This is a genomic window from Paenibacillus sp. PK4536 (assembly GCF_028594455.2).
GTDB classification, from domain to species: domain Bacteria; phylum Bacillota; class Bacilli; order Paenibacillales; family Paenibacillaceae; genus Saccharibacillus; species Saccharibacillus nuruki.
On sequence record NZ_CP126313.1, the window covers coordinates 1,437,613 to 1,457,808 of the forward strand.

The following is a 20,196-nucleotide window of genomic DNA, read 5'->3' on the forward strand; positions in this document are numbered from 1 at the left end:
AAGATGTCTATTTGGGATTATGGTATAGTGAGATAAAGTATTAACCGGAGCAATATAATGAGAATAGATGGAGCAGGTGACAATCATTGAAATGTTTAACACTGAACACACACTCATGGCATGAGACCAATCAATTAGAAAAAATCAGTCAATTAGCAGACTATATCAATCAACAACAGTTCGATATTATTGCATTACAAGAAGTCAATCAATCCATGAGTGAATCAGCTGTAGATGAAGTGATCTTAGGAGAGTCACGTTATTACGCTACTGATGCTCATGTGATGATTCGGCAAAATAATTTCGCCTATGTCTTGTTACAACAATTATCGTCAGACTATCACTGGACATGGGTTCCCACTCATCAGACAAGACATACGTATGATGAAGGATTAGCGATATTAACCCGTACACCGATCGTACAAGCCAGTTATGATTTCGTTTCGCAACTACAAGACTATAACAATTACCGTACACGTCGTTTGTTAATGGTGCAGACGGAGATCAATGGACAGCCAGTATGGATAGCTGATGGACATTATGGATGGTGGCATGATGAAGAACATTTCAGAGGACAATGGGATCGTACAGAAGAGTTATTAGCGCCGTATCAAGATCAATTAATCTTCATGTTGGGAGATCTGAACAATGTAGCCGAGATTCGAGATGAAGGTTATGACTATGTAATGAGCAAAGGCTGGTTCGATACGTATACGTTAGCCAAAGTAAAAGACGATGGGCATACCGTTGTCAAAGCAATCGCTGGTTGGGAAAATAATGCGACCCATCTGCGGATCGATTACATTTTAACGAATCGCTCGTTGCCTGTTCATTCTTCTACGGTAGCATTGAATGGGGTAAACGGAGCGATAGTATCGGATCATTTGGGAGTGGCTGTAGAGTTAGAATTGGAGTAATTCTATGAGTATAATAGAACATTCCCCAAAATATAGTTCATTCAGATAGTAAGAAAAAGAGACCTCAACTAGCAGGTCTCTTTTTTGATGTACTTATTTTATTTCTGATATTATTCCGCCCATTCGCGTCGTAACGCAAATAAGTCTTTTAACGCATCGTTAGACAGTTCAGTGATCCAGCCTTCTGAATTGGAAATCACATTGTCGCTTAGCTGTTGCTTACTTTCCAGCATTTCATCGATTCGTTCTTCTAGTGTACCGAGTGAGATAAATTTGTGCACTTGGACATCGCGTGTCTGTCCCATACGATAAGCACGGTCAGTAGCTTGATTTTCGACCGCAGGATTCCACCAGCGATCCACATGGAACACATGATTGGCAGCTGTTAAATTTAGGCCGACTCCACCAGCTTTGAGCGATAAAATAAACACAGACGGCTTGGTGGAATCGCCTTCTACAGCAGGTGCTTGGAACTGCTCGATCATCCGATCACGCGCTGTTTTGGATGTACTTCCATTTAGATATAATACATTTTCCTGTAACTCTTCTTCCAAAATCTTTTGCATCAACTGACCCATCCCAATATACTGGGTGAAAATCAGACATTGTTCGCCTTCTTCACGTAATTCTTTGACCATCGCCAGCAATCGCTCTAATTTGGCAGACCGACTGACCCATGCTTCGGTATTAAACCGTTTGCCTTTTTCCGGTTCAGGCAACGCTTCTTTGGTCACAAGAATCGGATGGTCACACAGTTGTTTGAGCTGAGTGAGTGCAGACAGGATGGCACCTTTACGCTTAATACCATCCAGATCGTTCATCTGTTGCATTAAGCTATTGACCGCTTGATCATACAATACTCCTTGTTCAGCTGTAAGATGAATATAGGTTTTCATTTCATTTTTCTCAGGCAAATTCAATTGAATATTAGGATCTTTTTTGGTACGACGTAACATAAATGGCTTAACCAGACGCTGTAAATGTAATGTTCGTTCTTCATCATGATCTTTTTCAATCGCATTGCTAAACCGTTCTTGAAATCCTTTAGCAGTTCCTAGATAACCTGGCGTAATAAAGTCATATATCGACCATAATTCAGCCAATCTATTTTCGATCGGTGTACCAGTTAGCGCAACTCGATGCATAGCGGATAGACTACGAACCGTTTGCGATTGCCTTGTTTGTGCATTTTTAATATTTTGTGCTTCATCCAGACAGATCGTTGCCCATGTATAACTTTGAAGCAGTTCTTGATCGAGTGATGCTGTTGCATATGACGTTAGAATAACATCAGCCTGATCAATCAACTGCTGGAACTCTTCTCCTGAACGGCGCTTACTGCCATAATGGAGCGCTACTGTAAGTGAAGGTGCAAAGCGACTGATTTCTTTTTGCCAGTTCCCCAGTACAGAAGTCGGACAGATGACAAGGGAAGTTGGGCTGAAAATAGTTTCTTGATGCATCTGTTGCATTTCTTCGGTCTGATGAAATTGTTCGGCTAATTGATGAATAGCAATCCCTGCATGTTCTTTAATATGCAGTAAATACGTGATTAATTGCACCGTTTTACCGAGCCCCATATCATCTGCCAGACAAGCACCCAGACCGAATTTTCTTAGAAAAGATAACCATGAATATCCTTCATGCTGATAAGGACGCAATTGCGCCTGTAGTCCTGCTGGAATCGGAGTGAGTGGAAGATCCACTTGCTGATTGATCTTTTCGATTAAAGAAGTCAGATGTTCATTCAATTCGACTTCCAGTTCTACACGTGTACTTTCTTCCTCAACCGCTTCTTCTTCGGCAACTTGAGCCGCACGATGCTGGCGCATCAGATGGAGTTGCAATACATCTTGAAAAGATAATCCACGTCGCTTATCGATCCCGTTCATCGCTCGCCGGATCTGTTCCAATAACTCAGGATCAAGCGCAATCCATTGTCCACGGAAAAGTACCAATCGTTCATTACGAGCCGCTAGTTCCAGAAACTCTTCTTCCGAAAGATCTGTATCTCCAATCGATACCCGCCAATCAAAGTCGATCAGTGCATCTAAGCCGAAAAAGGATTTGCCGTCCCGTTTTTCTTTATCTTCGCTAACTTTAGCACGCAATTTAGGCTTTTTGCGCCTTGCCGCTTCCCACCATGCAGGAAGTAACACTAACCAACCTGCTTGAAGCAGTCGATTACTTTCTGTAGTCAAAAAGCGCCATGCGGTTTCATTGTTCATCGGACGCTGTAAAATATCAGACGTTTCGGCGAATTGGGCTCGTGGTAAAGTGGCTCGTAGATGTTCGAGCCAGCCCGAAGCCCGATCTTGCACATGAATATTCCATGGCTCAGGCCATTTACCAGTCACATGTCCGTCAATTCCCAATTGTACAGGGACAAGAACCGTTTCATCGGCTTTGTCTTGTAGTACAAATTGGAGTCGCCAACCACTGTTAGAATCTTCCGGTTCCAGCAATTGAAGTGCCGGGCGAAAAGGAGCTGTATCGCTTTTCCAACCGATCGACACCAGCCATGTTTCTTCATCTAGCCCTGCTGTACTCTGATTGCGATCAAATAATTGCGGATATTCACGTCTTAGATCAGCGGCTTCTGCTTCGCTGTTGTAATATTGGCGGAACACAGTAGCGGAGAATGCCGCTTGTAATCCTTGTACAAATTGGAGTTGAGACGCATTTTTGAGCAAAGATCGTATCTCACGTTCGGCCCCATCTTCTTGCGCCCACTCTAAGAGCACATCTTGATCCCAGCTCCATTGCAATTTCCCTTTCCGATATGAAGCTAGACTGGGAAGATATTTACGTTCTTCCAGACAACGTTCCAGATAGGGAGCCAACTTCCGAATCTGAGCGGTCTCGCCTTCCCAATTCCACTGCACATGATGAAGCAGAGGAGCTGATGCAAAATACGGAATCACCTGTTCAGCAGGGAGCACAATTAGTTCCACTTCGGGTGTTTCTTCTACTTCTAACTCTGTTCCGTAAAAAGAATCTTCATGCCATGCAAATAGTAGATGTTTGAGATAGGTTGCAGGCACGAATCCATAAGCTTCTTTGGAGCCATAGATTAGAGCATCGCCATACTCGCTGAGTCCCATTTGGACAGTGATGTGTTGAAGATAATGACTCATGGTATCAGCTTCCCTTTCCGCAATTCTTCTTGAAGCGCACGTAGACGACTATTTCGCTGAGCAAATTGCTCGATAAAGTCATTCCAACGTGGTTCTTGCTTTATTTTTTTGTATAATTTAGCTAGACGTTTGAGTAATTTGACAGCGGCTTTATAGCCCTGTCTGTTTTTGTGTGCCATATGTCGTTCCACCGCTTGATGGTAAAAAGGAAGTAACATTTCTGGTGCATTATTTTCGAGCGGTTGCAGTTCGGTGACTTTATAATTGGCAGGATCATTACCCGCAGACAACTGATAATCCATCCATAATTGCCATTTCCCGTACGATAACAATTTTTGCTCGTAAATGCGTCCGCCGACAGGTAATAATTTTTCCAGTGCTGTCCACATTTGAGGTTCGGCTTCTGGTAGTTGGGTGATCACTTGTTCCCAATAAAGTGCATAATCTTGTAAATTAGATTGTTGCTGGCGTAATACATCAGCAAGCTCAGTCAGCCAATACGCTAATCGTGTCCAATTCGATTGATTGGTTAGACGCTCCAAATAATCGGGTAGACGATCTGGATAAAAATCTTGCTTGGTCGCTGCGGTATGAATGAGAGCAAGAGATATTGCATCTTGCTCTGCGCCACGTTCAAACTGAACATAACTTTGCGCTAACCACCATGCTTGCTTGAGTGCCGAATGACCGGAACGCGGTTCTAATCGTTCAAGTAGCTCCATTTCAGCTTGTAATAGTTGCTCGGTATCATCTGCAATAGAATGAGTTAACACTGGCAAGATCCAGTTAATCCATAGCCGTATATAGCTATTGAAAAATGTAAAAGAATCGCGTGATTCGCTAAGCATCTCGATACGAATATAAGAGAGTGTACCGCTTAACCATTCACGTTGTTCTGTAGACATAGCAGATGTGAGAGGTAAAGGTTCTGCGAAAAGAGATTCGATAGATTTTTGCAATTCAGCTACTGCCAGATGAGTATGATACCCAAGTGACGACATTGTGCGACTCAGCTTATTTTGCACAGGTTGGACAACAATCTGTAGCATATACAGATAGGCATTAAGCTTAAATAACGCCTGTTCTACCGCATCATCGGGCAACCCTTTTTGGAAAATAAGAGCGAGCGCTTCTGTCGTATATTGCACATTCCGAATCCCTTGTCCCAGTGGAACGATATCTTCAGCAAACTGCTCATGCCACTGTTGTACAGAACGATCTATATCTTGCTTTATATCCAATATCAACGTCATATCCTCTATTCTCCTAAGCGTGGTTCTCTATTCACGAATCTCTTTATTATACCATGATCTAGAGAAAGCTAGACAGTCTAACTAGAACTTGCACAACAAAAAAAGACACTATTCAGTGTCTTTATATTATGCGTTGCTTCTATAGAAATAAAGTATTTACTCCTATAAAGAGATTGACTATGCAGTGGTATTTGTTTTGATTTTAATCAACAGTCCGACCAGTCCGAGTCCGGCAAAGATCACAAATCCTACCGAATATGAAAATAGATCAATCACATTCCCCGCAATCAAAGCACCTACAAATTGCCCTGCACCAATCATCAGAAAAGAAAGGCTGATCCCCATAGAAGGTTGCTTGGTATAGACACGAGTAGACCACACAATACAGATACAGCTTAAAAAGATAAACGAAATTCCAAATAAGATAGCTGAAGCAAAGTTAAATCCAACAGACGGGATAATAAGGACTATGATTCCAATACTCATCATAAACATACCCAGACGATACGAAGCAGAAAGTCCAAGCCGATTGATCCATTTTCCAGAACTACCGGCAATCATACCTGATATCCCCATCACAATCCAAAACCAGATCGCTGTCGTATAAGATAATCCTTGTTCTACCGTCAAAAAGCTACGCGAGAACGTCCAATATATTGCAGAACTGCTTCCAATAAGTAATGAACCTACACACAATGCTAGACTGTGTGGCTGAAATAATTGGAATTGGTGCTGATCTTTAGTACTAGACGCAATAGGATGCCGATGCGGTATATTTTTGCTATTCCAATATAGGGTGATCAGAGCAATGATAGCGAATAGTCCATAACTTAAGCGCCAGTATTCGGTAAATAATAAAGCGATGGGACCGGATAACACCATCCCAAAGCTTGTTCCACTATTGATCCAAACATTTCCACGATCCCGATCGGCAACAGGAAGTTCAGTAGAAGCCGCATTGCCTAGAGCAGGGGATATCCAACCTGTACTTAATCCAGCAAAGAACAGACTGATCGTTAATATTAATGTATTTGGCGCCAAAGCCACACCGGCAATCCCAACCACTACACTGATTCCAGATAAGCGGATTACCTGATAATGTCCCCATTTGTGAATAAGAAAGGGTGCCGTTAATAATGCCAGACAATATGCAATATACATCACTGAACTGATCCAGCCTGCATCAGTAGTGGATAAAGAAAGAGAAGCAGAAATCTCAGGTAGAAATAGTCCAAAGCTGTATCTGCCTAATGTGTAGCAAACAGCGATCATCGCTATACCGGGAAATATAATTTTTTTAGCGTTCATAGGGTAACACTCCTTTATGTATTATAAATATATAGAACGATCATTATACTTTTGCTCAAATAAAAAGTGAGTATCTATATACTCACTGCGATCAGATATACTTTTGAACCGATAGAAATGATTGATCTTGGGTGCCAATAGTATGACTATAACAGAATACTTACTTGTTTAAGCCGCACGTACAAATAGTTTTTCGGTCATATCAATTAATTGGGCGCATACGGTGGCTGTATCTTCTGTCTCAGCCAGAGCAGTAGATCCTTCTAACAACAGCGAAAATTGTAAAATTTGTTGCGAAGTCAGGGAGGAGTCCAATTGCTCGATAAATTTCATCACATTTTCTTTATGACGATTCACAGTCTGTACGACTGGATGCGTTGGATCACCAGCAAATTCTTCTTTTGCCCGTAAAAACATACATCCACGTGATTGAATATCCATTAAACGTTGCGCATGACCTTTAGCCAAATTCAATAAAATAGCTTCACGATCATCCGTCAGAAAACGATGCAGATACTCCATATATTGTTGCTCACGTCGCTTCAACACTTCTACGATCAATTCATCTTTGGAAGCAAAATGGTTGTAGAGCGTCATAATCGCAATATCTGCTTCTGTAATAATCTGCTTCAGACCAATCGCATGAAATCCATGTTCATAAAAAAGCTTTTCAGCTACAATCAGTAACGTTTCTCTTTTTTTACTCAATTGGTACACTCCTTTATATAGAACGATCATTATATTTATTGTGAAGGAAAAGAAGGATATTGTCAAACCACTTACATAAAGGTTAACGAATTGACTACAAAAGCGTATACTGTATAACAATCTTACATACACAAAACTATAAAAAAAGGAGAGACGGACATGATTAGTTTTGGAACGATGATTGCTTTTGCCGCTGTCGCTTTAGGGATGGTATGTGCGCCAGGACCGAATATGATCTATTTGATTTCGCGTTCGGTAACACAAGGAAAGTTAGCAGGCATGATTTCTTTGTTCGGCGTGATGCTCGCATTTGTCGTGTATATTGTAGCGACCATGATGGGATTATCTGCGTTATTTCTGACAGTTCCTATACTCTACAGTATGATTAAATGGGCAGGAGCAGTGTACTTGCTGTGGTTAGCGTGGAAAGCGATTCGTCCTGGAAGTGGAAGTGATCGTAATATACTGGAACCTCAATCATTAGCGATCGAATCGCCTAAAAAGCTATTTATAATGGGATTTATGACAAATTTACTTAACCCCAAAGCAGCCGTATTGTATGTATCATTGTTACCACAATTTATAGATCCTGCACGGGGATCGGTATTGATGCAGAGTGCCACTCTAGGCCTGCTTCAGATTAGCATCAGCTTTATCGTTAATCTATTGATTATACTGGTAGCGAGTCAAGTGGTATCATGGTTCGGTAAACGTCCGATTTGGATGAGTATCCAGCGCTGGGTCATGGCAAGTGTGCTAACAGCACTTGCAGCAAGAATGGCATTCGATCGCAAATAAATAAGATGTAGCAGTATTGAAAAGAAATTCACATCATCCAATACAGAAATTCTCGAAACAGCCTAATGTGCATCCAACACGTTAGGCTGTTTTGATGATTTGGAAGAGGAGTTCTAGGATTTGCGATCATTATCATATTCTTGCGGAGTGCCTACAAAAAAAGAAAGGGTCTCAGGTATTTCGGTAGTCTGATTAGCACTATTTTTACTTCCACCAGATTCAGTGTGTAGATATTGAATTGCGTTAGGAATATCTTCTATTTTTGTACGATTTCCTGCTTGATCTACATAATAGTAATCGATTGTTCCTGTTACATTTGAGCCAGAAGTCGTAATATTCCCAGAAGAAGGAACTTGAAAAAAAATCCATTTACCTTCATATACCAACGGACTTGCATCAGGTTGATCAAAAGTAACAGTTACTTTGCCTTTATATCCTTCAGGAATCAAAAATATATACTGTTGACGATCTTCTTTAAATATTAAGAACAGACTGGCACCTATTAAAACAATAACACCTAGAACTCCAAATACCATTTTTTTATTCATTGTTTTCCTCTTTCTATATTTATTTTTATAATATCTTTATTGTCATAGCTATCTGACTTGATCATTATCATATTCAAATATTTTGTCCCATGATTCTCTATTCTGTGTTAGCATAAAAATACTAATAGATAAATAATAAACTATAGGTTTGAAAACGCTACCATAAATGGTATTCTGTAAGATTCTTGTAGTCTTCAGTAGAGTTATATAGGGAGTGTCATAATGAAAGAACTGTGTAGAATTTTGATCGTAGATGATGAAATTCTGGTAAGACAAGGAATTAAACACTATATGGTCTGGGAACAATTTGGATTTCAGATTGTTGGTGAAGCATCTAATGGAAAAGAAGCGCTCGAACTGGTAGATCAATTGCAACCTCATATTGTGATTACCGATATCGTCATGCCAATTATGGATGGCGAAGAATTCACACGAATTGTGAAGCAAAGGTATCCTCATATTGAAGTCATTGTACTAAGCAGCTATGGTGAATTTAGCTACGTACGTTCCACTTTTCAAAGTGGGGTAGCTGATTATATTTTGAAGCCAAAGTTAGAAACGCAAGAGTTGTTGCAAGTTCTACAAAAGACAGCACGTCGTATTCCTTCTCTTCAATATAATGAAGATAATGATCAAGAGTTATTGTCGATTGATCATATTATAGAAAAAGTGATCTCCGGGTATGAAGTGAATTATGGACAAGAACTGATCAAGCAAGCTTTCCCGTATGAGCATTATTGTCTGATCGGCGTTCAGCCTTCCGGTTATATTGCGAACAACCATACGTCTGCGGCTGTACAAAGTCACTTATCTACTCTAGGAATGAGACTGGCAGAAGTGCTTGAATCGCTAGGAACATCGATTGTATTTCGACCTGCACCGGTCAGTGATTCCGGTCTAATTGTATTTCTGGTGAATCTGGAAGAGTCTCAATATTCAACGTTAGTGACCGTTATTCAGCAATTAGCCGATGATATTCATGCTCAGTCTCCACAAATCGGTTGGGTGATGAGTAGTCCTTTTCATACATTTGAGCAGATCGATCCAGTGTATCATCAACAGATTTTGAAATTGTTAGACTATCGCTTTTATTTCCCGGATCGCAGACTCATGTTAGAATCTGAACTTCCGCCACCGGTTGCAGTACAAGGTGCTTTCAACCTAAAGCAATTTGCTGAAGAGATGAAGCGAGAGCATTTTGAATTTGCTTTCCAAGAATTGCGCCAGTATGTCACAGCGATGTCGGGGAACTATGTCTCGACTCCGTTTGAGTTGAAATCATTTCTAGGTAATGTTGTATTCAATATTATTACACTGCTTGGTAATCTGGATTATGATGTTGAACAACTGGATGCTGAGAAATATAACTATTTCAAACAGATTAACGAAGCCGAACACATTAATGAAGCAATCGATTTGCTAAATCGCTTTTTATTAGTAGTTGATCAGCAGATTGCAGCACGTACACAGCCGAACAGTAACTCAAATATGAAAAAGTTATTAGAGTATATCGATATTCATTTTGCAGAGTCGCTCAGTCTGACCGGGCTAGGCCAATATTTTCATTTTAACCCTTCTTATTTATCCAGCTATTTCACAACGCATAATAAAGAAGGATTTAGTGAGTATTTGAACAAAATCCGCGTCGAAAAAGCCGCCGCCATGTTAAAAGAAGACGAGTTCACGATTGCAGATATCAGTAGCAAAGTAGGCTATTCCGACCCTAGTTATTTCACCAAAGTATTCAAAAAACTAACCGGACTATCCCCAAGCCAATACCGACGTAAACACTTGCGTTAAGCGCTTGGCACCATAAGCGCGACCCAGTTCAATGAAAAAGTGATTTTTGCAAAGCAAAATATCTTACATCAAGCGCTTGGCAATATAAGCGCGACCCAGTTCAATAAGAAAGTGATTTTTGCGTAGCAAAATATCTTACTATTATAGTATGTAATGAATGGGTTAAAGAAAAGGGAATGAGTATGAAGAAAAGTATCGACAATTTCAAACAGCAAGGTCTGTTTTTTAAATTGTTTATTGTTATGGTGGTCAGTATCATTGCTGTTTGTTTGTTGACTTCGCTAGTAACGATTCGAATGTCAGAGCGATTATTTGCCGAGACATTCAGTATCACCAACTCGAAAGTGTTGAATCAGATCAAAACAAGCTTTGAGTCGTTTAACGATTCGATTGTAAATGCAGTTAGCCATGCCTCTCAGACGGCTACCGTCAAAAGCTTTTTAACGAGCGGTGAAGGCGATTCGATCGCTACAGGTAGTTCTTATTTCAGTATGGGTCAACAGATGAAGCAAATTAAATCAAATGTAGACGCTTATGAAGTAGGCGTAACGGTCATAGGAGTGAATGGCAGAAGTTATGCTTCCGATTATGGATACTGGCCTATTCCAATGCATACGTTGTCTGAAAGTATGATTACCAAGAATACGATCGCTGAACCGAGACGGCTGATGTATCAGTATGATGAAGAATCAACAGCTATTGATCAGCCGGCAGAGCATTATATTATTGCTTCCAAAGCTTTGATGGAGCGTACAAGTAACTTTCTGTATGGAACCATCTATATAGCCATTCAAGAGCGAGAATTCAAACGTTTTTATAGTAATTTTACTAGTACAGGAAACGATGTTCTGATTCTGAATGCGAGTGGGCAGATTGTATCGAGTAATCGAGATGATCTGATTGGTTCTTTTTCACCGGAGCTCCTCAATTATGCGACCCAGATTAACAAAAAACATCTGGATTATATGGATGCGGATGTCATGGGTAAAGATCATATTATTTTATCGAATTATGTACCTGAATATGATTTCTATCTGGTTAATTTGGTTGATCGGGAATTTGCCGTTGGACAGATTATCAATGTGCGTTCGGTGGCACTGATCTGTATTGCGATTGTCAGCGGAGCGTTGTTGATTGTATTTTTAATTTCACGTCGATTGACCCAATCATTGACCCGTCTGGTGAAGCAGATGTCTACGATTACGGAGAAAAATTTTGATAATTATATTCAAGTGAGTGGAAGTTATGAAGTTCAGGAGTTGGGCCGAGCGTATAACTATATGCTGGATGAACTGAATGATTATATCGAACGTTTAATTCAGACGCAAAAAGATCAACGGAATGCAGAGTTAGCTGCATTACAACGACAGATCAATCCGCATTTCCTGTATAATACGCTTGCTTCGATCAAAATCCTAGTGCAAAAAGGAAACAAAGAAACAGCTGCGGAGACGATCAATGCACTGATTTCATTATTGCAAAATACAATCAGTAATGTCAGTGAAACGATCACGATTGAACAAGAGCTGGGTAATATGAAAAACTACGTATTTATCAACCATGTGCGGTATGGACAACGCGTACAAGTAAATTATTTCGTTTCTCCAGATTGTCTGGAATACCATGTGCCCAAATTGATTATTCAACCGTTTATCGAAAATGCGTTTTTCCATGCATTTAATGAAAAACAAAACGGTATCATCTATATTATGGTGTCTCAATCCGATGGTGTACTGACCTGCGAAGTGGTCGACAATGGAGACGGCATGGACGGTCTTTCTGAGGTAGGCGAACAGAACCCGCTACCGAATCCGAAAAGCAAACGTCAATTATTCACCGGCATCGGCATCCAAAATGTCCACAACCGCATCACACTGCTTTACGGCGAACAATACGGCGTGACCATTTCCAGTACCAAAGGCGAAGGCACCAAAGTTAAAATCACCATGCCGTTAATTTTAGAACAACAATAACCTATAAAAAATACAAAAGACATCTACCATATCCCGTGTTCTAAACGGTATAAGAGATGTCTTTTGTAAATAGAAGAAAGGTAGACACTTAGAAATAAACGCCTACCTTTCTTCTATTTATAATGAAACAATCTATAAATATTCCTATTTTAAAAACACCAAGTATTTAATCCATAAACTTAACTCGATCTTTCTATATATAGTAGGCACAAATTCAAGATAGCTATATATTCACCAAGCCATTCCAATCTATTCTAATCCTCATTCTTTCCTGCCCCCCGCTCCCCAACATTCAAATTGGTGCTCTAAATAAGCTATCCCCGAAGCGGTTTCCCTAAATTTCCCCAATACTAACCCACTGCACCCAATTTCCATATCAAATTTATACCATTATCCAAATATATTACTAATGATAACGCTATCAAAAATTTGAAATATAAGAAAATCACAAATCCTTACAAAGATAGTCATACCGTCTTCAAATCAAGAGGTGTTAAGATAAATATACCAAATGGTAAACGCTTTCAAAAAAAGAACAGGGGTTGAACAAAAATGAAAAAAATGATGTTTCTTTTACTAGCAACCGTTTTCATGTTGTCTGCATGTTCCGGTAATGCTGGTAGCGGTGCAAGTTCTGATCCAGCTAAAAAAGAAATCACAGTATGGGCATGGGACGCTAAATTTAACATAGCAGCATTGAATTTAGCTAAAGAGAGATATATGGCTAAGCATCCTGATGTTACGATTAACATCATTGAAAACGCTCAAGCGGATATTGTACAAAAATTAAACACAGGTTTGAACTCTGGTACAACTAAAGGTCTTCCAAACATTGTGTTGATCGAAGATTACCGTTCACAAAACTTCTTGCAAGCGTATCCAGATTCATTCCGTGATATGTCTGATTCGATTAAATCAGCAGACTTTGCAGATTACAAAGCAGGTCCTACTAACTACAACGGCAAACAATATGGTGTTCCATTTGATTCCGGCGTAACTGGTATGTATGTAAGAACGGATTATCTTAAAGAAGCAGGTTACACACCTGAAGATATGCAAGATATCGACTGGGATAAATTTATCGAAATCGGTAAAGCAGTAAAAGCTAAAACTGGTAAAGATATGTTAACTCAAGATCCAAATGACTTGGGATTGATTCGTGCAATGATCCAATCTGCAGGTACTTGGTATCTTAAAGAAGACGGTAAAACACCTAACATTGCAGGAAACGCAGCTTTGAAAGAAGCTATGGAAGATTACAAAGCAATGTTTGATGCAAATATCGTAAAAACGAACTCTGACTGGAGTCAATTCTTGGCTGCATTCAACAGTGGTGCTGTAGCATCTGTTCCTACAGGTAACTGGATCACACCTTCTGTTAAAGCAGAAGCTTCTCAATCTGGTAAATGGGCTGTTGTTCCATTCCCAACATTGAAAAACACACCAAACTCTGTTCACGCATCTAACATTGGTGGTAGCTCATGGTATGTCATGAACGTAGACGGACAAGATACTGCTGCTGATTTCATGAAAGAAACATTCGGTTCTGATAAAGAATTGTATCAAGATATGTTGAACAAAATTGGTATCATCGGTACGTTCAAAGCAGCTTCTACAGGTTCAGCTTATGACAAAGCAGACGATTTCTTTGGCGGACAAAAAATCTATGCTGACTTTGCAAAATGGACTACAGAAGTTCCTAACGTAAACTACGGTCTACACACGTATGCTATCGAAGATATCATGGCTGTAGAAGTACAGAACTACCTTGCTGGTAAAGACATTGACTCTGTATTGAACGATGTTCAAGCTCAAGCAGAAGCTCAACTGAAATAAAACATTTTGATTCATTAAAAAATCATACTGTACCCGATCTGCTCAAAAAGTGGATAGAGAAAGCTTGCTGGGCGTAAGGCAATAGAAACAGCAATGAAACCTTGGGCTTTGCCGTTCAAGGTTTTATTGCCGTATCTAAGCCATAAATAAAAAAATAAAACGACCACAAGCGATATAAAGGAGATGAAAGAAATGAAAGCAGCTCAACCTCAATCCAAGTTCGGCCCTCGTTTCAAAGCTGGCTTAACAGGATGGTTATTTATTGCATTAGCCGTTTTGATGATATGTGCATTTTACTTTTATCCAATGATTCAAGCACTTATTCTTTCGTTCCAAACGGGAACAGGCTCGAATCTATCATTCAATGGTATTGATAACTATGCTCGTCTGTTTACAGATGATATGTTCCTTACAGCAGTAAAAAACACATTTATTTATTTGATTTTCCAAGTACCTTTAATGGTTGTGCTTGCTTTGTTCATCTCTGTATTATTGAATAATCCTCGTTTGAAATTTAAAGGATTTTTCCGTACAGCTATTTTCTTACCTTGTATTACATCTCTAGTTGCTTATTCTGTTGTATTTAAATACCTTTTCTCTTCGGATGGTTTGGTTAATGCGTTATTGCTTAAAGTGCATTTGATTGGTGCTCCGATTGAGTGGATTGCTGATCCGTTCTGGGCAAAAGTAACGATTATTCTCGCTATTACATGGCGCTGGACAGGTTACAACATGATTTTCTATCTATCTGGACTACAAAATATCGACAACTCTATTTATGAAGCAGCACGTATTGATGGTGCTTCCGCTATTCGTCAATTTTTCAGTATTACTATTCCTATGCTAAAACCTATTATTTTGTTTACATCGATCACATCGACAATTGGTACATTGCAACTGTTTGATGAAGTCGTCAATATTACCAAAGGTGGACCCGGTAATGCGACAACATCCATTTCGCAATATATCTACAATCTGTCGTTCAAATATTCAGCAGACTTTGGTTATGCAGCAACCGTATCGTATTCTATCGTAATTATGATCATCATATTAGCATTTATCCAGTTCAGAGTGGCAGGTGATCGCAATGAATAAATCCAAAACGTTTTTCACTTATATTTTCTTGAGTATCGCTGCATTTATTTCGATTTTCCCGTTTTTCTGGATGCTCGTCAGCGCAACTAACCTTTCGGTAGACGTTACACAGGGTCGATTGCTTCCCGGTTCTCATTTGATCGAAAACTTCCAAAAATTAACGAGTTCTGTAGATATTATAGGCGCATTAGGCAACTCTGCTAAAATTTCGATCAGTACAACGATTTTGGCATTGTTAATCGCTTCGCTTGCAGGTTATGGATTTGAAGTCTATCGCAGTAAAGCCAAAGATATCGTATTTAACATTTTACTATTGTCGATGATGATTCCTTTTGCAGCGATGATGGTTCCGTTATATCGTATGTTCGGTAAAATCAGTAATGTGGTACCAGTGATTGGGATCGATACATTAGCATCAGTTGTGATTCCAACCGTTACTACAGCATTCCTTATTTTCTTCTTCCGTCAAAGTACCAAAATGTTTCCGAAAGACTTGCTTGAAGCAGGTCGTATGGATGGACTAACCGAATTGGGATTGTTCTTCCGTGTATACATGCCAACGATGAAAACAAGTTATGCAGCAGCAGCAATTATTACATTTATGTCGAGCTGGAATAACTACCTATGGCCTTTGGTTGTTTTACAATCGCCAGAAAATCAAACGATTCCGTTACTTATTTCTAACATGGGATCCAGTTATGCACCAGATTTCGGTATGATCATGATCGCTATCGTGTTCTCTACATTACCTACAGCTATCGTCTTCTTCGTTATGCAGAAGCACTTCGTAGCAGGAATGGTTGGATCGGTAAAATAAATCTCCGAGTTGTGGAGAGTGGCTGTGGTTGTTGATGGGGACCGCTTCGTCTAAGGAATTGTCCTTGCCGCCGCTGGTAAAGATAAATGCTTTGAATGACTGCCAAGCAGTCGCATTTATCTTTAAAGGCGACGTTCAGGACAATTTCCTTAGACTCCGCTCTGCCGCATCACAGCCACTTTGCCATGTCCACAAAAAAGAGATTTAGTTTTACTTCGAGTAGGTGGGCAGGGTAGGAATAAGAGATTTGAATTTTTAGGTTCGAGAATTTAGGACTTATAATTTTGGTTTAAAATCTAGAGTTTAGAATTTAGAATGTAGGGATTTTAAGAATTAGGGTTTGATAAGATTTTAAGATTCCGATTTAGTAGCGCTTTAAGCTTATTCGATTTTGGGAGTAGCTTGAAATGAACTAGTTTGAGATCAAAGGCATTGTGATATCGATGCTAAAGCGAATAACAATGCTAGAGCGAGACTAAATATCATTATTTATGTAATGAAGAAACCATATAGCCAAAGCGCATACGAGATTAAAATTCCAAAGCGACAATGTACTTCAAAATGATAATGTACTCTAAAGGACGATGTAAGGTGTAATCTTTCTGCGGAGACGCATTCAAATGGAGTAGCAGTTACCTCTAGCGGAGGGGAATGGTTATTCTGAAAGTCGCCTTTAAGACAAGGATATCGACCACTCAGTGGTCCAATCAAGACATCCCAGTCTTACCAGCGACGGCAAGAATAACCATTCCCCGCAGCGCTAGTCACTCTAAAACAAAGAAAAGTCGGGGGTATGGACATGAACCAACAAAAGCCTAGTTTAGACTGGTTAACAGATGTCAGTGTATTTGCTGTAAATCGCTTGAAAGCGTACTCAGATCATAAATATTATGCAACGTTAGAAGAAGCACAGAAACGTGGCGAGATGAAGCTTCGTTCTTCTTTAAATGGAAATTGGAAATTCAACTATGCAACGAATCCAAGTACTCGTCCACAAGGATTTCAAGAAACAGACTTTGCTTGTGACGGTTGGGGAGATATTACAGTTCCCGGTCATATCCAGTTACAAGGGTATGGACAAATGCAATATGTAAATACGATGTACCCGTGGGATGGTCACGAAGATCTGCGTCCATTATTCACGTCTGAGACGGCTACAGTTGAAAATAGCCTTTCCACACAATCCAATCCTGTAGGCAGTTATGTGAAGTACTTTACAGTGCCTCAACATTTGCTAGAGCGCTCCTCAGGAGACAAGTCACCTGTTTATATTTCATTTCAAGGTGTCGAGTCTGCATTTTACGTGTGGTTAAATGGACAATTTGTTGGATATAGCGAAGATAGTTTTACGCCAGCAGACTTTGATCTTACACCTTATCTACAAGCGGGTGAAAATAAATTAGCAGTAGAAGTCTACCAACGCAGTACTGGTTCTTGGTTAGAAGATCAGGATTTCTGGCGCTTCTCCGGTATTTTCCGTGATGTGTATTTGTATACTGTACCTTCTGTACATGTACGTGATCTGCATGTGAATGCTGGATTAGATGATGCTTATACGCAAGGTCAGTTGTCGGTACAATTAACGTTAGAACAAAGCGTTGGAGCGAAAGCAATTATTGAAGTGCAAGATGCTACCGGTACAAATGTAACTTCACTTGAAGCGCAATTTGTAGATGGCAAAGCCAACCTTACAACAACGATCGATAGTGTACATACATGGAGTGCAGAACATCCTTATCTGTATACGTTATTGATTTCTATTTATAATGAAGCAGGTAACTTGGTAGAAGTGATTCCGCAAAAATCAGGCTTCCGCCGCTTTGAAATGATCAACAAAGTCATGTGCTTAAATGGTAAGCGTATTGTGTTCAAAGGTGTAAATCGTCATGAATTCAATGCTCGTACAGGACGTGCGATTACAGCAGAAGATATGTTGTGGGATGTGAGCACGATCAAGCAAAATAATATGAATGCTGTACGTACTTCACATTATCCGAACCAGACGCTCTGGTATGAGCTATGTGATGAGTATGGTCTGTATGTGATCGATGAGATGAATCTAGAAAGTCATGGTTCATGGCAGAAGATGGGCGCTGTTGAGCCGTCTTGGAACGTTCCTGGTAATTTGCCAGAGTGGCAAAATATCGTAATGGATCGTGCGATTTCGATGGTGGAACGCGATAAAAACCATCCTTCGATTCTGATCTGGTCTTGTGGGAATGAAGCCTATGCAGGAGAAGTCATTTTGAATGTATCTAATTACTTCCGTGAAACAGATCCTACACGTCTTGTTCATTATGAAGGTGTATTCCACAACCGTGATTATGATGCAACCAGTGATATGGAAAGCCGGATGTATGCTAAAGTAGCCGATGTTGAAGAATACTTGAATGACAATCCACAAAAGCCGTATATCAGTTGCGAGTATATGCACGCTATGGGTAACTCGGTCGGTGGTATGTCTAAATATACGGATTTGGAACAGAAATACGAAATGTATCAAGGTGGATTTATCTGGGATTATATCGATCAAGCGGTGATGAAAGAAGATCGCTATGGTAAAGAATATTTAGCATTTGGTGGCGATTATGATGATCGTGCAACAGACTATAACTTCTGTACCGATGGTATTGTCTACGCAGATCGTAAAGTTTCACCTAAAATGCAAGAAGTTAAATTCCTTTACCAAAATATCAAGCTTTTACCTGATCCAAGTGCGATTACAATTGTGAACGAAAATGTATTTGTAGGTACAGATGCATATAACCTTGTCTACAGCTTGCACCATGAAGGTGTAGAAGTGTACAGCCATACAATGCCAGTTCAAGTGGATGCTCAATCCCAAGCACGTATTGAATGGGTATTGCCAGATATGCATACAGCTTCCGGCGAATATGTGATTCATGCATCTCTTGTATTGAAAGAAGCCGAATTATGGGCAGATGCTGGGTATGAAATCGCATTTGGACAACATATTTTCCACGTGGAACCACAAGAAGTAGCCGTCTTGCCTACAGGTACATTACGAGTAGCACATGGTGATGTGAATATCGGTGTACACGGTACAGGATTTAGCGTGATGTTTTCTAAAGGAGCAGGTAGCTTAACTTCTCTACGTTACGGTCAACGTGAAATGATCTCTACACCACCAGCACCGTTGTTCTGGCGTGCAACAACAGATAACGATAAAGGAACAGCTAGAGGGTTCCATGCAGGCAACTGGTTCGCAGCTAGTCTTGCTCGCCAATGCGTAGGTATTGATGTGAATGAGCAAGCCGATCATGTGACGGTAACTTTCCATTATGGATTCAGTATTCATGCTGATTTGAAAGTAACGACAACATACACCGTATATGGAGATGGAAGTGTTAAAGTACAATCCACATACAATGGTGCTACAGGACTTGCGAATCTACCGATCTTTGCATTATCGTTTAAAGTACCGGCAGATTATGATCAATTAGACTGGTATGCTATGGGACCGGATGAGAATTACAGTGACCGTGCTTTTGGAGCTCGCTTAACTCATTTCCAGAATCAAGCATCAGATAATGTATCCGGTTATGTTGTTCCACAAGAATCGGGTAACCGTACGGGTGTGCGTCGTGTAGATATTACCGATCAACGCAAACAGGGTATTCGAATTACAGCGCCATCAACTGCACCGGTAGAATGTAATATTTCACCGTATACGGCGTTTGAATTAGAAAGTGCATACCATCAATATGAATTGCCAAATGTGTATTACACAGTCGTTACAGTCGCTGGTAAGCAAATGGGTGTAGGTGGCGATGATAGCTGGGGTGCTCCTGTATTAGATGAGTATCAGATTCCTGCGGATCAACCGTTAGCCTTTGAATTTACAATTCATCCACTGGTATAAATGAATAGAGTATAATCACAAGACTTTCCTATCCGAACGCACATGTTCTGGATCAGGAAAGTCTTTTTTGTCTATCTAGAGGTATACGTCAAAACTAACCTTGCGATAGAGTTTATTTTTTGG

General features: G+C 40.0%; 13 protein-coding genes. 8 read left to right on the forward strand and 5 right to left on the reverse strand.

The genetic code is table 11. The annotated features are described in order from the left end of the window. The first annotated feature begins 86 nt into the window (after positions 1-86). Positions 87-917 (forward strand): endonuclease/exonuclease/phosphatase family protein, encoded by an 831-nt coding sequence (locus tag PO903_RS06635; RefSeq protein WP_273592938.1) that lies wholly within the window; start codon positions 87-89, stop codon positions 915-917. Between the two features lie 110 nt (positions 918-1,027). Here the strand turns inward: PO903_RS06635 and PO903_RS06640 are convergent, their stop codons facing one another. From PO903_RS06640 to PO903_RS06655, 4 genes are all read right to left on the reverse strand, one after another. After that, the gene (locus PO903_RS06640) at positions 1,028-4,054 is read right to left on the reverse strand and encodes a DEAD/DEAH box helicase (RefSeq protein WP_273592939.1); all 3,027 of its coding nucleotides are present in this window, start codon (positions 4,052-4,054) and stop codon (positions 1,028-1,030) included. After that, positions 4,051-5,307, reverse strand: coding sequence for a hypothetical protein (locus PO903_RS06645; RefSeq protein WP_273592940.1), 1,257 nt, complete (start codon positions 5,305-5,307; stop codon positions 4,051-4,053). Before PO903_RS06645 ends, PO903_RS06640 begins: the two co-directional genes overlap by 4 nt. A 177-nt stretch (positions 5,308-5,484) precedes the next feature. Next, on the reverse strand, positions 5,485-6,615 hold the full coding sequence (locus tag PO903_RS06650; protein ID WP_069329725.1) for an MFS transporter: 1,131 nt from the start codon (positions 6,613-6,615) through the stop codon (positions 5,485-5,487). 168 nt (positions 6,616-6,783) lie between these two features. After that, positions 6,784-7,332 (reverse strand): TetR/AcrR family transcriptional regulator, encoded by a 549-nt coding sequence (locus tag PO903_RS06655; RefSeq protein ID WP_371748123.1) that lies wholly within the window; start codon positions 7,330-7,332, stop codon positions 6,784-6,786. 150 nt (positions 7,333-7,482) lie between these two features. Between PO903_RS06655 and PO903_RS06660 the strand changes: the two genes are divergently transcribed. After that, positions 7,483-8,121: a LysE family translocator gene (locus PO903_RS06660; RefSeq protein ID WP_069329723.1), complete on the forward strand. Its 639-nt coding sequence runs from the start codon at positions 7,483-7,485 to the stop codon at positions 8,119-8,121. Positions 8,122-8,234: 113 nt separating this feature from the next. Here the strand turns inward: PO903_RS06660 and PO903_RS06665 are convergent, their stop codons facing one another. Further along, entirely contained in the window at positions 8,235-8,669 is a 435-nt protein-coding gene (locus PO903_RS06665) for a DUF6843 domain-containing protein (protein ID WP_273592941.1), read from the reverse strand. A 222-nt stretch (positions 8,670-8,891) separates the two neighbouring features. On the opposite strand from PO903_RS06665, the gene PO903_RS06670 reads away from it, so the two are divergent. The 6 genes from PO903_RS06670 (at position 8,892) to lacZ (ending at position 20,073) form a co-directional block, all read left to right on the forward strand. Next, positions 8,892-10,469, forward strand: coding sequence for a response regulator transcription factor (locus tag PO903_RS06670; protein WP_273592942.1), 1,578 nt, complete (start codon positions 8,892-8,894; stop codon positions 10,467-10,469). A gap of 182 nt (positions 10,470-10,651) precedes the next feature. Further along, positions 10,652-12,442: a cache domain-containing sensor histidine kinase gene (locus PO903_RS06675; protein ID WP_273592943.1), complete on the forward strand. Its 1,791-nt coding sequence runs from the start codon at positions 10,652-10,654 to the stop codon at positions 12,440-12,442. A gap of 552 nt (positions 12,443-12,994) precedes the next feature. Continuing rightward, positions 12,995-14,278, forward strand: coding sequence for an ABC transporter substrate-binding protein (locus tag PO903_RS06680; protein ID WP_069329719.1), 1,284 nt, complete (start codon positions 12,995-12,997; stop codon positions 14,276-14,278). Positions 14,279-14,470: 192 nt separating this feature from the next. Beyond that, the gene (locus PO903_RS06685) at positions 14,471-15,373 is read left to right on the forward strand and encodes a carbohydrate ABC transporter permease (protein WP_069329718.1); all 903 of its coding nucleotides are present in this window, start codon (positions 14,471-14,473) and stop codon (positions 15,371-15,373) included. After that, entirely contained in the window at positions 15,366-16,190 is an 825-nt protein-coding gene (locus PO903_RS06690; RefSeq protein WP_069329717.1) for a carbohydrate ABC transporter permease, read from the forward strand. The genes PO903_RS06685 and PO903_RS06690 overlap by 8 nt, the downstream gene beginning before the upstream one ends. Before the next feature lie 799 nt (positions 16,191-16,989). After that, positions 16,990-20,073, forward strand: coding sequence for a beta-galactosidase, LacZ type (lacZ, locus tag PO903_RS06695; protein WP_273592944.1), 3,084 nt, complete (start codon positions 16,990-16,992; stop codon positions 20,071-20,073). Positions 20,074-20,196: the final 123 nt, after the last annotated feature.

Excerpts from the sequence above, each read along its gene's own strand:
- PO903_RS06675 (WP_273592943.1), top strand. The coding sequence starts at position 10,652 with ATGAAGAAAAGTATCGACAATTTCAAACAGCAAGGTCTGTTTTTTAAA.
- PO903_RS06650 (WP_069329725.1), bottom strand. The coding sequence starts at position 6,615 with ATGAACGCTAAAAAAATTATATTTCCCGGTATAGCGATGATCGCTGTT.
- PO903_RS06685 (WP_069329718.1), top strand. The coding sequence starts at position 14,471 with ATGAAAGCAGCTCAACCTCAATCCAAGTTCGGCCCTCGTTTCAAAGCT.
- PO903_RS06640 (WP_273592939.1), bottom strand. The coding sequence starts at position 4,054 with ATGAGTCATTATCTTCAACACATCACTGTCCAAATGGGACTCAGCGAG.
- PO903_RS06660 (WP_069329723.1), top strand. The coding sequence starts at position 7,483 with ATGATTAGTTTTGGAACGATGATTGCTTTTGCCGCTGTCGCTTTAGGG.
- PO903_RS06670 (WP_273592942.1), top strand. The coding sequence starts at position 8,892 with ATGAAAGAACTGTGTAGAATTTTGATCGTAGATGATGAAATTCTGGTA.
- PO903_RS06690 (WP_069329717.1), top strand. The coding sequence starts at position 15,366 with ATGAATAAATCCAAAACGTTTTTCACTTATATTTTCTTGAGTATCGCT.
- PO903_RS06680 (WP_069329719.1), top strand. The coding sequence starts at position 12,995 with ATGAAAAAAATGATGTTTCTTTTACTAGCAACCGTTTTCATGTTGTCT.
- PO903_RS06645 (WP_273592940.1), bottom strand. The coding sequence starts at position 5,307 with ATGACGTTGATATTGGATATAAAGCAAGATATAGATCGTTCTGTACAA.
- lacZ (WP_273592944.1), top strand. The coding sequence starts at position 16,990 with ATGAACCAACAAAAGCCTAGTTTAGACTGGTTAACAGATGTCAGTGTA.
- PO903_RS06665 (WP_273592941.1), bottom strand. The coding sequence starts at position 8,669 with ATGAATAAAAAAATGGTATTTGGAGTTCTAGGTGTTATTGTTTTAATA.